Source organism: Amycolatopsis sp. NPDC051128 (assembly GCF_040682715.1).
Classification (GTDB): Bacteria; Actinomycetota; Actinomycetes; order Mycobacteriales; family Pseudonocardiaceae; genus Amycolatopsis.
The window spans coordinates 33,979-45,739 of the sequence record NZ_JBFBBN010000040.1; the positions used below are offsets into that span (position 1 = coordinate 33,979).

Annotated in this window: 17 protein-coding genes; 8 read left to right on the forward strand and 9 right to left on the reverse strand. The window is 70.9% G+C overall.

Features of this window, described 5'->3' with window-relative positions; genetic code table 11:
- Positions 1-118 precede the first annotated feature (118 nt).
- Genes AB0M82_RS32325 through AB0M82_RS32335 form a run of 3 tightly spaced genes read left to right on the forward strand, consistent with a single transcriptional unit; the run spans position 119 to position 1,959 of the window.
- Positions 119-832 (forward strand): ABC transporter ATP-binding protein, encoded by a 714-nt coding sequence (locus tag AB0M82_RS32325; RefSeq protein WP_364730045.1) that lies wholly within the window; start codon positions 119-121, stop codon positions 830-832.
- Positions 829-1,563, forward strand: a complete 735-nt coding sequence (locus tag AB0M82_RS32330) for an ABC transporter permease (RefSeq protein ID WP_364730048.1) — start codon at positions 829-831, stop codon at positions 1,561-1,563. Before AB0M82_RS32325 ends, AB0M82_RS32330 begins: the two co-directional genes overlap by 4 nt.
- A 9-nt stretch (positions 1,564-1,572) precedes the next feature.
- The gene (locus AB0M82_RS32335; protein ID WP_364730051.1) at positions 1,573-1,959 is read left to right on the forward strand and encodes a PPOX class F420-dependent oxidoreductase; all 387 of its coding nucleotides are present in this window, start codon (positions 1,573-1,575) and stop codon (positions 1,957-1,959) included.
- Here AB0M82_RS32335 and AB0M82_RS32340 read toward each other — a convergent pair.
- From AB0M82_RS32340 to AB0M82_RS32350, 3 genes are all read right to left on the reverse strand, one after another.
- Positions 1,943-2,419, reverse strand: coding sequence for a GNAT family N-acetyltransferase (locus AB0M82_RS32340; protein ID WP_364730054.1), 477 nt, complete (start codon positions 2,417-2,419; stop codon positions 1,943-1,945). The genes AB0M82_RS32335 and AB0M82_RS32340 overlap by 17 nt on opposite strands.
- A gap of 391 nt (positions 2,420-2,810) precedes the next feature.
- Positions 2,811-3,146 (reverse strand): DUF1330 domain-containing protein, encoded by a 336-nt coding sequence (locus AB0M82_RS32345; RefSeq protein ID WP_364730057.1) that lies wholly within the window; start codon positions 3,144-3,146, stop codon positions 2,811-2,813.
- Positions 3,147-3,202: 56 nt separating this feature from the next.
- A complete protein-coding gene (locus tag AB0M82_RS32350) occupies positions 3,203-4,141 on the reverse strand; it encodes an AraC family transcriptional regulator (protein ID WP_364730060.1) in 939 nt (312 codons plus the stop codon).
- An 81-nt stretch (positions 4,142-4,222) separates the two neighbouring features.
- Between AB0M82_RS32350 and AB0M82_RS32355 the strand changes: the two genes are divergently transcribed.
- Positions 4,223-4,621, forward strand: a complete 399-nt coding sequence (locus AB0M82_RS32355) for a pyridoxamine 5'-phosphate oxidase family protein (protein WP_364730062.1) — start codon at positions 4,223-4,225, stop codon at positions 4,619-4,621.
- 52 nt (positions 4,622-4,673) lie between these two features.
- Here the strand turns inward: AB0M82_RS32355 and priA are convergent, their stop codons facing one another.
- Positions 4,674-5,411: a bifunctional 1-(5-phosphoribosyl)-5-((5-phosphoribosylamino)methylideneamino)imidazole-4-carboxamide isomerase/phosphoribosylanthranilate isomerase PriA gene (gene priA, locus AB0M82_RS32360; protein ID WP_364730065.1), complete on the reverse strand. Its 738-nt coding sequence runs from the start codon at positions 5,409-5,411 to the stop codon at positions 4,674-4,676.
- A 35-nt stretch (positions 5,412-5,446) separates the two neighbouring features.
- A complete protein-coding gene (hisH, locus tag AB0M82_RS32365) occupies positions 5,447-6,064 on the reverse strand; it encodes an imidazole glycerol phosphate synthase subunit HisH (RefSeq protein ID WP_364730222.1) in 618 nt (205 codons plus the stop codon).
- 235 nt (positions 6,065-6,299) lie between these two features.
- On the opposite strand from hisH, the gene AB0M82_RS32370 reads away from it, so the two are divergent.
- Genes AB0M82_RS32370 through AB0M82_RS32380 form a run of 3 tightly spaced genes read left to right on the forward strand, consistent with a single transcriptional unit; the run spans position 6,300 to position 8,301 of the window.
- Positions 6,300-6,488, forward strand: a complete 189-nt coding sequence (locus AB0M82_RS32370; RefSeq protein ID WP_364730068.1) for a hypothetical protein — start codon at positions 6,300-6,302, stop codon at positions 6,486-6,488.
- A 48-nt stretch (positions 6,489-6,536) separates the two neighbouring features.
- Complete coding sequence (locus AB0M82_RS32375; RefSeq protein WP_364730071.1) at positions 6,537-7,709, forward strand: acyl-CoA dehydrogenase family protein; 1,173 nt, start codon at positions 6,537-6,539, stop codon at positions 7,707-7,709.
- 37 nt (positions 7,710-7,746) lie between these two features.
- Entirely contained in the window at positions 7,747-8,301 is a 555-nt protein-coding gene (locus tag AB0M82_RS32380; RefSeq protein WP_364730073.1) for an NIPSNAP family protein, read from the forward strand.
- Here AB0M82_RS32380 and AB0M82_RS32385 read toward each other — a convergent pair.
- Genes AB0M82_RS32385 through AB0M82_RS32395 form a run of 3 tightly spaced genes read right to left on the reverse strand, consistent with a single transcriptional unit; the run spans position 8,287 to position 10,330 of the window.
- On the reverse strand, positions 8,287-8,715 hold the full coding sequence (locus AB0M82_RS32385; protein WP_364730076.1) for an NUDIX hydrolase: 429 nt from the start codon (positions 8,713-8,715) through the stop codon (positions 8,287-8,289). The genes AB0M82_RS32380 and AB0M82_RS32385 overlap by 15 nt on opposite strands.
- A gap of 21 nt (positions 8,716-8,736) precedes the next feature.
- Positions 8,737-9,633, reverse strand: a complete 897-nt coding sequence (locus tag AB0M82_RS32390; RefSeq protein WP_364730079.1) for a transketolase — start codon at positions 9,631-9,633, stop codon at positions 8,737-8,739.
- 4 nt (positions 9,634-9,637) lie between these two features.
- Positions 9,638-10,330: a thiamine pyrophosphate-dependent enzyme gene (locus tag AB0M82_RS32395; protein WP_364730082.1), complete on the reverse strand. Its 693-nt coding sequence runs from the start codon at positions 10,328-10,330 to the stop codon at positions 9,638-9,640.
- Between the two features lie 52 nt (positions 10,331-10,382).
- On the opposite strand from AB0M82_RS32395, the gene soxR reads away from it, so the two are divergent.
- Complete coding sequence (gene soxR, locus AB0M82_RS32400) at positions 10,383-10,844, forward strand: redox-sensitive transcriptional activator SoxR (protein WP_364730085.1); 462 nt, start codon at positions 10,383-10,385, stop codon at positions 10,842-10,844.
- A gap of 290 nt (positions 10,845-11,134) precedes the next feature.
- Here soxR and AB0M82_RS32405 read toward each other — a convergent pair whose 3' ends face one another.
- Positions 11,135-11,728: a TetR family transcriptional regulator gene (locus tag AB0M82_RS32405; protein ID WP_364730087.1), complete on the reverse strand. Its 594-nt coding sequence runs from the start codon at positions 11,726-11,728 to the stop codon at positions 11,135-11,137.
- Positions 11,729-11,761: the final 33 nt, after the last annotated feature.

Genomic DNA, 11,761 nt, shown 5'->3' on the forward strand with positions numbered 1-11,761 from the left:
GTGTGGGTTTCTTCCCCTCGAACGGCCCATGCGGAAATCACGAGACCGGTCGGCGCAGCCGGTGCCGCCGGACGCCCGGGTCTTGACGGCAAAACTCACCACGCGCAGAATTAAACGCATGACTAATTCTGCGCTGGCGGTCACCGGCCTGCGGGTCCGGCGTGGTGGCCGCCCGGTGGTGTGGGACGTGAGCTTCGAGGTGCCACGAGGAGTCGTCACCGGGCTGCTCGGCCCGAGCGGCTGCGGCAAGACGACGCTGATGCGGGCGATCGTCGGCGTGCAGATCGTCGAGGGCGGCACGGTCACCGTGCTGGGCCTGCCCGCCGGCAGCCCGCCGCTGCGGCACCGGATCGGCTACGCGACGCAGAACCCGGCGATCTACGCCGACCTGACCGTCCGGGAGGCGCTGCGGTACTTCGCCGCGGTGCTGCGCGCTCCGGCGTCCGATGTGGACAGAGTGATCGCGGAGGTCGGGCTCACCGACCACGCCGGGGAACTCGTGGGCTCCCTGTCCGGCGGGCAGCACACCCGCGCGAACCTCGCCGTCGCCCTGCTCGGCACGCCGGAGCTGCTGGTGCTCGACGAGCCGACCGTCGGGCTCGACCCGGTGCTGCGCGACGAGCTGTGGGCGCTGTTCCGCCGGCTCGCCGACGGCGGCGCCACGCTGCTGGTGTCCAGCCACGTCATGGACGAAGCGGCCCGCTGCGACCGCCTCCTGCTCATGCGCGAAGGCGTCCTGCTGGCCGACGACGCGCCGCTCGCCCTGCGGGAACGCACCGGCGCCGCCGACCTCGAACAGGCCTTCCTGCACCTCGTGAGGGCCGCGTCGTGAACCCGGCGCTGACCCTCGCGACGACCCGGCGCATCCTGACGCAGCTGCGGCACGACCCGCGCACCGTGGTGATGCTGGTCCTGGTGCCGACGCTGCTGATGGTCCTGCTGCGGTACGTCTTCAACTCGACGCTGGTGTTCAGCCACGTCGCGCCCGCGCTGCTCGGCGTGTTCCCGTTCCTGATCATGTTCCTCATCGCGTCGATCACGACGCTGCGGGAACGGACCACAGCCACCCTCGAACGCCTGATGACGCTCCCCATCGGACGGCTCGACCTGCTCTTCGGCTACGCGCTGGCGTTCGGCGCGATCGCCGTCGTCCAGGTGGCGCTCGCGGCGGGCGTCTCAGTGTGGTGGCTCGGCCTCGACCTGGCCGGGTCGGTGGGGATGCTGCTGCTGGTCGCGGTCCTCGACGCGCTGCTGGGCATGGCGCTCGGCCTGTTCGTCAGCGCGTTCGCGCGCACCGAGTTCCAGGCCATCCAGTTCATGCCGGTGTTCGTGCTGCCGCAGATCCTGCTGTGCGGGCTGTTCGTGCCGCGCGACGACATGGGCTGGCTGCTGCGGTGGCTGTCGGAGGTGATGCCGCTGTCGTACGCGGTCGAGGCGCTGAACCGCGTGACGGCTTCTTCGACGGTGGACGCGGTGATCCTGCGGAACCTCCTGGTCGTGGCCTGCTGCGCGCTGATGGCGCTGATGCTCGGCGCGGCGACACTGCGGCGGCGGACGCCTTAGAGTGAGCGCATGGCATCCGAAACGGACCGGCTCGCCGCCGAACGCTACGTCGTCCTGACCACGTTCCGCCGCGACGGCCGGGCCGTGCCGACCCCGATCTGGGTGGCCGGCGACGGCGGCGAGCTCGTGCTGTGGTCGGAGCGCAAGGCCGGGAAGGTCAAGCGCATCCGCAACAGCGGACGCGTGGAGGTCCAGGCCTGCGACGTCCGGGGGCAGAAGACCCACGGCGCTGTCGTCACCGGACAGGCTCGGCTGCTGGACACTGCCGGCACCGAGCGGGTCCGGACGGCGATCGCGCGCAAGTACGGCATCGTCGGGCGCGTCACGATGTTCTTCTCGAAGCTGCGCGGCCCGGCGGACCGGACCGTCGGGATCGCCGTCAAGCTGGACGGCTGAAGCTGCGGAAGCCGCGGCGCAGGTAGTTCGGCAGCGCGTTCGGGTGATCGAGCGTCGAGGTGTGCAGCCACACGCGGCGCGTGCCCGGCAGCGCCCACGCGTCGGCGACGACGAGGGTGAGCGCGTACCCGCCGAGCCCTTTGCCGACGAACTCGGGCAGCAGGCCGAAGGTGGTGATCTCGACGTCGCCGTCCCGCCGCGGCTCGAAGTCGGCGGCACCGGCGATCTCGCCGTGGAACTCGATGAGCCGGTACCGCCGGGCCGGATCGGCGAGCCAGCGGTCCCATTCCGCGGCATTCCTGGAGGCGCTCGGCCAGGCGTACGGCGTCCCGATCCGGACGTGTAGTTCGCGGATCAGCGGCCCCGGATCCACGGCCCGCAGCGCGACGCCATCGACGAGCGGAGCCGGGTGGAACTGGTCGGCGGCGGTCATTTCGAGCTGGGTGATGATCTCCTCCACCGCGGCAACCTACGGGGCGCGGGTGGCGCTGTCAGCCGCTTTTCGGTCGTAGTCGAACCCGGATCGCGCAGGATGGGCGAAATGCTGGGTCATTTCGGGATCAACGTGCCCGATCTCCGCGCGGCGAAGGCGTACTACGACCGAATCATGCCCCTGCTCGGATTCGACGAATTCCTCGCCGCCGACGACCAGTTCGCCTATCGGCCGGGGGCAAACCCGGGACGTACCTGTTCGTCCATCCGGCGCGGGAGCCCGGCGAATACTCGCGGCACCGCACCGGACTTCAGCACGTCGCGTTCATGGTCCGGACCCTCGGCGGGGACGAACTCGAGACTGGCACCAGGTTCGAACACCACACGAGTTCGGGCCAAGTCGTTGGTGGAGAACGGGACTAGGCCCGCATCGCGGCGGCCATCGCCGCCGAGTCGTGGTCCGGGCCGCAGCCCTCGACGATGACCAGGTCACCAGGGATGTGGTCGGCGCGCAGCCGCAGGATCTCCCGGTAGGCGGTCGAGTCGTACCACTCGTGCGCCGCGGCGACGCTGGGGAACTCGATGATCACCAGCGAGCCCGGCCACTCCCCCTCCATCACCTCCACCGGCGCGCCGTGCACGACGAACCTGCCGCCATACGGGTCGAGCGTGGCCTGGATGCGCTCCAGGTACTGGAAGACCTCCTCCGGCAGCACGGCGGGCGGGCGGAGGTGGGCGAGTCCGTAGGCGGTCATGCTGATCCTTTCGTTGTCCTGAAAGGGATCCTGACGCGGACAGCGCACAGCGTCGATTACCCCGCAGGTAACGCCGGGGCCGCGGTGTGCCGGAATTCGCTCGGGGTGGCGCCCCGGACCCGTTTGAACGCGGCGCTGAACCCGAACGGGTCGGCGTACCCCACGGCGCGGGCGACGTCCGCGACCGTCGCGGAGTCCCGCTCGACCAGCAGGTCCGCCGCGAGCGCCATGCGCCAGCGGGTGAGGTAGGTCAGCGGCGGTTCGCCGACCAAGTCGGCGAACCGCTTGGCCAGCGTCGACCGCGACACCCCGGTGCGTCCGGCCAGCGCGGCGACCGTCCACGGTGCCGCCGGTTCGGCGTGCAGCAGGCGCAGCGCGTGGCCGACCACCGGGTCGCGCTGCGCGGCCCACCACGCCGGAGGCTCGCCGCCGGGCCGGTCGAACCACTCGCGCAGCGTGCAGACCAGCATCCAGTCCAGCAGCCGGTCGAGCACGACCTGCTGACCCGGGGTGTCGACGGCGAGCTCGGCAGCGAGGTGGTCCACCACCGCGTCACCCGTTCCCCCGCCGTCCACGCGCAGCACGACGGGCAACGCCTCCAGCAGCCGCCGGCTGAGCTCGCCACGCGCCGGATAGGCGCCGGTGATCAGCGTCGTCGGACCGCGGCCGTCGTCGTGCCAGCCGAGCCGGTGCCGGGTCCCGCCCTGCTCGGGCGTCGCGCAGTGCTCGCCGCATGCGACCGGCTCGGCCCGGGTGCCGGGCTCGTCGACGAAGGTGAACGTCGCGGGACCACGCACGACGATCGTCTCGTAGGCGCGAAGCGGCTCGGGCGGACCGTGCTCCGGCACGATCCAGCCCGCCCCGGCGAGGACGGTGCACAGCGTCAACGGCGCGCCGTCCACGAAGTGCAGAGCCCACGGCGGGGACAAGGTCGAGCTGCCGAACAGCGAGCCGTGGGCCCGCACCCCGCGGATCAGGTCACTGAACGCGTCCACGTCGCAAGATTAGACGAATGGACAGGCGATCCGGCTTCTCACCTATGGGATCGTCCGAGCCGGGCCGGTTGAATCGGTGCCATGCTGACCACCGAAGACCTCGAGTTCCTCCGTCGCCCGCTGCACGGCTTCCTGACCGTGGCCGACGGCCCGGCCCGGCCGGTGTGGTTCGAAGCCACCGCCGAGGGCACGCTCCAGCTGTTCTCGGAACCGGACTCGGCCAAGATGCGACGGCTACGGCGTGACCCGCGTACCTCACTCATCGTCGCCGCGCCGGTCGGCGAGCGCGAGCGCTGGGTGTCGGTCACCGGCCGCACCACGGTCGAACCCGGCGGCGCGCACGACCTCGCCCGCCGCCTGGCCGCCCGGTACTGGGACCTCGACGACCCGGCCCGCGCCGGTGACCTCGCCGGGATCCTGGCCACGGACCAGGTCCGGCTCGTCCTCCACCCGGAGACGGTGAGCCGCTTCCGGTACTAGGGCGTGTTTCTCGGATCCGTGTTCGCGATAGCCGAGATCCAAGAAACACGCCCTAGACCTTCGCGACCGCGGCGAGCGCCTCCGGCAGCGTGAACGCACCGGCGTAGAGGGCCTTGCCGACGATGGACCCCTCGACGCCGTCGGACGCCAGGCCGGCCAGCGCGACCAGATCGGCCACGCTGGACACCCCGCCGGAGGCGATCACCGGCGCGTCGGTCCGGGCGACGACGTCACGCAGCAGCTCGAGGTTGGGGCCGCGCAGCGTGCCGTCCTTGCTCACGTCCGTGACGACGTAGCGGGAGGCGCCGTCGCGGTCCAGGCGCTCCAGGACCTCCCACAGGTCACCGCCGTCGGACGTCCAGCCGCGCGCCGAGAGCCGGTGGCCGGCCTCGGTGATCCGCACGTCGAGGCCGATCGCGACGCGGTCGCCGTACTCGCCGATCACGCGGGCGGTCCAGTCCGGGTCCTCCAGCGCGGCGGTGCCGAGGTTGACCCGGCGGGCGCCGGTGGCCAGCGCGGCCGCCAGCGACGCGTCGTCGCGGATGCCGCCGGACAGCTCGACCTGCACGTCGAGCTTGCCGACGACCTCGGCGAGCAGCTCGCGGTTGCTGCCCTTGCCGAAGGCGGCGTCGAGGTCCACGAGGTGGATCCACTCGGCGCCGTCGCGCTGCCAGGCCAGCGCCGCGTCCAGCGGGCGGCCATAGGAGGTCTCGGTGCCGGCCTCGCCCTGGACGAGTCGCACGGCCTGGCCATCGGCCACATCAACGGCGGGAAGCAGCGTGAAAGTCACGCGGCCACTCTAGGGCGGCGGCCCCGGGCGCCCGGTCAGAGGGTCGCGAGCCAGTTGCGCAGCAGGTGCGCGCCGGCGTCGCCGGACTTCTCCGGGTGGAACTGGGTGGCCCAGAGCGGCCCGTTCTCGACCGCGGCGACGAAGTCCTCGCCGTGGTTCGCCCAGGTGACCTTCGGCTCCTGGCCCGGCAGGCCGTCGAGCTCCCACTTGCGCGCGGCGTAGGAGTGCACGAAATAGAAGCGCTCGTCCGCGTCGAGACCGGCGAAGAGCCGCGAATCCGCGGGCGCGCGCACGGTGTTCCAGCCCATGTGCGGCAGGACGTCGGCGTGCAGCCGGTCGACGACGCCGGGCCACTCCCCGGTGCCGTCGGTCTCCTCGCCGTGCTCGACACCGCGCGAGAAGAGGATCTGCATGCCGACGCAGATGCCGAGCACCGGGCGGCCGCCGGCGAGGCGCTTGCCGATGATCCGGTGGCCCTTCACGTCGAGCAGCCCCGCCATGCAGGCGGAATAGGCGCCGACGCCGGGCACGACCAGGCCGTCGGCCTCGATCGCGGCATGCGGGTCGGCGGTGACCTCGACGTCGGCGCCGGCGCGCGCCACCGCGCGTTCGGCGGAGCGGAGGTTGCCGGAACCGTAGTCGAGAATCACCACACGAGACACGCCGCTCAGCGTAGCCGCAGCCCTCGGCGGCGCTCGAACGAACAGACGTCGCGGTGTGCGCTCCTCGGGAGTGGAGACCATGGCGGCGGCCACGCGATCCTGCCACGGGGAGGTAACGGACCGGAAGAATCTTGAAGAGCGATGTTTGGGCGTCCCGTTCGCTGGGTATCAAGTCACCCAATCGTGTGAGCACCGCTCGCGCGACCGGGGCGCCAAGGAGGCGAAGATGGCCGAGGACGACGTGCTGTCCCAACTGCTGCACGCCTGGCGTGACGATATCGAAAGCGTCCCGTTCCCGCAGTTCAGCGAACTGCTGATTCCTCGCCAGCAGGTCCGGCCGCGAGCGGTCACGCGGTGCCCGTCGGGGGGTTCTGTCGCCCGCGTGACGAACGCCACGCGGAGAACAGACGCCTGACTGTGGTTTCCTGCGGGGACCGCATCGACGCGTCCCCGGGAGCCCTTCATGAGTCGCACCCCTGACCCGCACGACTTCCTCGACCTCGACGCCGGGCTCGCCGAGGAGGAACGCGCCATCCGCGACGCCGTCCGCGCGTACGCGAAGGACAACCTGCTGGACCAGGTCGCCGGCTGGTACGAAACGGGCGCGCTCCCCGCCGCCGAGCTGGCGAAGGAGTTCGGCTCGCTGGGGCTGCTCGGCATGCACCTGGAAGGCTACGGCTGCGCCGGCACCAGCGCGGTCGCGTACGGCGTCGCGTGCCGCGAGCTCGAGGCCGTCGACTCGGGGCTGCGGAGTTTCGTGTCGGTGCAGGGGTCGCTGGCGATGTACGCGATCCACCGGTGGGGCAGCGAAGAGCACCGGCGGGAGTGGCTGCCGCGGATGGCCACCGGCGAGGCGCTGGGCTGCTTCGGGCTGACCGAGCCGGACGCGGGCAGCGACCCGGGTTCGATGCGGACGCGCGCGGTGCGCGACGGGTCCGACTGGGTGCTGTCGGGCACGAAGATGTGGATCACCAACGGAACCGTCGCCGACGTCGCGGTCGTCTGGGCGCAGACCGACGACGGGATCCGCGGCTTCGTCGTCCCGACGTCGACGCCGGGCTTCACGGCCAACGAGGTCAAGCACAAGCTGTCCCTGCGGGCGTCGCTGACCGCGGAACTGGTGCTGGACGGCGTCCGGCTGCCTTCGTCTGCCGCGTTCCCCGAGGTCCGCGGGCTGCGCGGGCCGCTGTCCTGCCTGAACGAAGCTCGCTACGGGATCTTGTTCGGCGTCGTCGGCGCGGCGCGCGCGTGCTACGAATCGGCGTTGGAGTACACGCTTTCGCGCTCGCAGTTCGGGAAGCCGCTGGCGGGGTTCCAGCTGACCCAGCGCAAGCTGGCCGACCTGCTCGTCGAGGTGAACCGCGCCGGGCTGGTGGCGCTGCAGATCGGGCGGCTCAAGGATTCCGGGCAGCTGCACCACAACCACGTCAGCTTCGGGAAGATGGCGAACGTGCGGTCGGCTTTGGACGTCGCCCGCACGGCGCGGTCCATGCTCGGCGCGAACGGGATTTCGCTGGAGTACCCGGTGATGCGGCACATGGCGAACCTCGAGACGGTGCTGACGTACGAAGGCACCGAGGAGATGCACGCGCTGTCACTCGGTCAGGCGATCACGGGGCTGGCCGCGTTCCGCTGATCGTTTTTTGTCGGTGGCGGCCGGTAGCTTCGCCGGCATGACCTCTTCTGACGACTTTTCGGAGTTCGAAGCCGTGGTGGAACTGCGGCGCTACACCCTGCGTCCTGGCCGGCGCGATGAGCTGATCGAGCTGTTCGAGCGCGAGTTCGTCGAGCCGCAGGAAGCCGCGGGCGCACACCTGTTCGGGCTGTTCCGCGAGCGCGCGTCGCCCGGCAGGTTCGTGTGGCTGCGGGGTTTCCGCTCGATGGAGTCGCGCAAGGCGGCGCTGGAGGAGTTCTACTTCGGCCCGGTCTGGCGCGCGCATCGCGACGCGGCGAACGCGACGATGCTCGACTCGGACGACGTCCACCTGCTACGCCCGGTCCGGCTCGGTCTTGCTTCGCCACCACCGGGTTCCGGTCTGCACGTGACGGTCGGTCCGGTCTCGGCGCCGCCCCCGTCGGCGTTCGCGGCGTTCGAGACGGCGCCGGTGGAGAACACGTTCCCGCAGCTGCCGGTCCACACGGACAGGCCGGTTTCGGTGTGGTTCAGCCGCACGCCCACGGATTCCTCGTCGGAGCTGGAGGCGACTTCGCGGTCACTGATCCGGTGAGAGCAGCCCGATGAGCCCGGCGGGGTAGAGGATCTTGCCGCCGTCGCGGAAGTCCGCGACGTCGACCCAGCGCGCGGTGGCGTCGTCGTCCAGGATCTTCATCTCGTCGCGCGCGTAGAAGCTCGCGTCGGCGAACTCGGCGGCGTAGAGGAAGGCGATCTCGTGCCCGGTCCGGCCTCGCCAGGTGTAGACGTTCTCGAGCACCCCGATCCGTTCTTTGACAACTACATCGGCGTCGAGCTCCTCGCGGAACTCGCGCTTGAGGGCGTCCCTGCTGCCTTCGCCGAACTCGACTCCACCCCCGAGCGGCCGGTAGAAGGTCTCGTCCTTGACGTCGTCCCGCCCTTCGAAGACGAGCAGCGCGTCCCCGCGGCGGATGATCCCGAGCGTGATCGGCCGGATGGTGAGCCCCATGGCACCCACGCTAGCGGGCGTTCACGTCGCCAGGAAGTCTTTGATCGACAACTTGAGCGAACCCGCGTCCAGCCCGTGCGCCAGGTCGTGGTCCGCGATGTCGCCGTATGTCCGGATCTCCGTGTCCCGCCGGACCCCGAGCGACTTCAGCCGGTGCGGCACGTCCGAAAGCGCCTCGGCCACCCAGTGCGCCGAAGTCCCGGCCAGGTACGGCTCCACCAGCACCACGTCGGCCGTGCCGGCGTCGAGCGCCGCGGCCCGCAGGCCGGCCGCGTCGAAGGGGCGGATGGTCGACGCGTACAGCACCGTGACGTCCAGTCCCGCCGTCGCCCGCAGGACCCGGTCCAGCACCGGCCCGACCGCCACCACCACTCCGCCGCGGCCCGACCTCAGCCGCGTGAAGCCGACGCCCAGGTGCGGTTCCGCGTTCTCCTGGGCCGAAAGGCGCAGGTAGACGCGGTCGTCGCCGGGGACGGACTCCAGCAGCAACCGGCGGGCCTCCTCCGGGTGACCCGGCACGTGGACCGTCCAGGCCGGCAGCGAGTCGATCAGCGCGACGTCACCCGGGGCCTGGTGCGTTCGTCCCGCCGTCGGCATGTCGTAGGACGCGCCGTACGACACCAGTACTCCGCCGAGCTCCTGGTGCGAGAAGTCCAGTTTGATCTGCTCGAAACCACGCTCCACCAGGAACGACGGAAAAGTGTGCACGATCGGGCGCAGCCCCGCGAGCGCCAGCCCGGCGCCCGTGCTGACCAGCAGCTGCTCGCGGATCCCGACGTTGATCACCCGGTCCGGGTGCCGCCGCGCGGCGCCGGCCAGCTGCGCGGCGGAGATGTCGGCGAGCACGATCGCGACGTCCGGGTCGGCGTCGAGGATCTGTTCGGTGGTGGCGAGGAACGTTTCCCGCATCGAGAGCATCGGTTCAGCCTTTCGGTTCGACGACGGCGACGACGGCCAGCGGCCGGCCCGGGTGGGCGGTGGTGAAGGCGTCGTCCAGCGCGTCGTGGTCGCGGCCGGACACCGTGCGCGTCTCCCAGCCTTCGACGTCGAAGCGGCGGGCGATCCCGCCCGGCCACCCGCGCGTCGACGACTGGTTGTCGATCACCACCGTGGTGAGGTTTTCGAGACCGGCCCGCGCCGCGACGACGATCGCTTCGTGGTTCGAGCCCTCGTCCAGCTCGGCGTCGCCGACGAGCGTCACCACCTTCGGCCGGGTCAGGCCGCGGGCGCGCAGGCCGAGCGCGGTGCCGAGCGCGATCGGGAGGCCGTGGCCGAGAGACCCGCTGGAGATCTCGACGCCGGGGATCCGCCGCCGGTCGGGGTGGTGGCCGAGCCGCGACGCCGGACCGGACCACGTCGCCAGTTCCGCTTCGTCGATGAAGCCCTTCGCGGTCAACACGGCGTAGTACGCCATCGGACCGTGTCCTTTGGACAGCAGGAAGCGGTCGCGGCCGGGCTCGCGGAAGTTTTCGGTGGTGATGTCGAGCACGCGGTCGTAGAGCACCCACAGGACGTCCACAGTGGACTCGGCGGCGGCGCGGTGCTTGTCGTCGCCAGTCATCAGCGAGATCAGTCGAGGCAGCTCGGCGTAACCCGGTTCGGTCGCAGTGGTCATGCCCCGACGATGCAACCTCGACTAAACTCGAAGTCAAGGATAGCCTGACCTGGTGACCAGGCTCGCTGAACATCTCAGCATCGGACAGGTGGCGGAACGCAGCGGGGTTCCGCACACGGCACTGCGGTTCTACGAGGAGAAGGGGCTGATCAGCTCGGAGCGGTCGGCGGGCAACCAGCGCCGCTACCCACGTTCGGTGCTTCGGCGGATCGCGTTCATCCGCGCCGCGCAGCGGGTCGGCCTCTCGCTGGAGGACATCAGTTCGGCTTTGGCGACGCTGCCGGAGGACCACGCGCCGACGAAGGCCGACTGGGCGCGCCTGTCCCGCGACTGGCAGCACGAGCTCGACGCGCGGATCGACGCCCTGCAACGGCTTCGCGACCGGCTCACCGGCTGCGTCGGCTGCGGGTGTCTCTCACTGCGCAGCTGCGCGCTCTACAACAACGACGACTCGCTGGCCCGGTTCGGGCCGGGGGCGGGCAAACTGCGTCCCGCGGTGGAGGGCGGCATCTAAATCGCTTGCCCGTGACGGGATCTGAGATTCCCCGCCAATCACGCGAGATGCCCGGCCAATCACGCGAGTTCCGGCCCCAATCACGCGAGTTCCGCCCGCCGTCACGGCAGATCCGGCTCCAAGCACCGCGATCCGACCCTCCAAGTACACGAGCCGACCGTCCGAAAAGTACGTGACTCGCGTGATTGGGCCCGGAACTGGCGTGATCAGCGCCGGAACTCGCGTGACTGAGCGGCGATCTCGCGTGATCAGGCGGGCATCTCGTGTGACTGGAGGGGCATCACGGGCGGTCAGAGGGTCGGCACGGGGGTGAGGGATCGGCGGCGGGGGCGGCCCAGCAGACGGCGGCCGACGTCCAGGAGTTCCGCGCGGAGCTTTTCGTCGTCGACGCCGGCCAGGTCCGGGGAGCCGCCGGCCATGGCGATGCCGGTCAGTGCCACCAGGGCGTTGACCCGGGCCGCCGTGTCCGGGTCGGGCCCGGACAGGATGCCGAGCACCGCCTGGCCGAATCCTTCCGCGCCGCCGTGCGCCGACTTCTCGATCGCGCGGGCGATGCCCGGGTCGCTCGAGAACAGCGCCACCAGCGTGCGGTGCCGGATCACCAGGTCGACGAAGCCTTCCAGCAGCAGGTCCACCTGCGCGCCCCGGCGCTTCTGCGCGGCCGCGCGCCGCACCAGTTCGCCCAGGTCGCGGATGCCAGGTTCGGCCACCGCCTCGGTGATCTCCGCCTTCGTCTTGAAGTGGTAGTAGACGGCGGCCTTCGTGATCCCCAGCGCGTCGGCGATCATCTGCAGCGACGTCCCCTCCACCCCGTGTTCGGTGAACAGGCGCAGCGCGGTCTGCAGCAGTCGGGTCCGGGTGTCCTCGGCCGGGCCGGCGGTCATTCTTCCTCCTCAGCAGCCGTCGGAGCGTACGTC

Excerpts from the sequence above, each read along its gene's own strand:
- AB0M82_RS32325 (WP_364730045.1), top strand. The coding sequence starts at position 119 with ATGACTAATTCTGCGCTGGCGGTCACCGGCCTGCGGGTCCGGCGTGGT.
- AB0M82_RS32335 (WP_364730051.1), top strand. The coding sequence starts at position 1,573 with ATGGCATCCGAAACGGACCGGCTCGCCGCCGAACGCTACGTCGTCCTG.
- AB0M82_RS32345 (WP_364730057.1), bottom strand. The coding sequence starts at position 3,146 with ATGACCGCCTACGGACTCGCCCACCTCCGCCCGCCCGCCGTGCTGCCG.
- AB0M82_RS32355 (WP_364730062.1), top strand. The coding sequence starts at position 4,223 with ATGCTGACCACCGAAGACCTCGAGTTCCTCCGTCGCCCGCTGCACGGC.
- AB0M82_RS32370 (WP_364730068.1), top strand. The coding sequence starts at position 6,300 with ATGGCCGAGGACGACGTGCTGTCCCAACTGCTGCACGCCTGGCGTGAC.
- AB0M82_RS32375 (WP_364730071.1), top strand. The coding sequence starts at position 6,537 with ATGAGTCGCACCCCTGACCCGCACGACTTCCTCGACCTCGACGCCGGG.
- AB0M82_RS32380 (WP_364730073.1), top strand. The coding sequence starts at position 7,747 with ATGACCTCTTCTGACGACTTTTCGGAGTTCGAAGCCGTGGTGGAACTG.
- AB0M82_RS32385 (WP_364730076.1), bottom strand. The coding sequence starts at position 8,715 with ATGGGGCTCACCATCCGGCCGATCACGCTCGGGATCATCCGCCGCGGG.
- AB0M82_RS32390 (WP_364730079.1), bottom strand. The coding sequence starts at position 9,633 with ATGCTCTCGATGCGGGAAACGTTCCTCGCCACCACCGAACAGATCCTC.
- AB0M82_RS32395 (WP_364730082.1), bottom strand. The coding sequence starts at position 10,330 with ATGACCACTGCGACCGAACCGGGTTACGCCGAGCTGCCTCGACTGATC.
- AB0M82_RS32405 (WP_364730087.1), bottom strand. The coding sequence starts at position 11,728 with ATGACCGCCGGCCCGGCCGAGGACACCCGGACCCGACTGCTGCAGACC.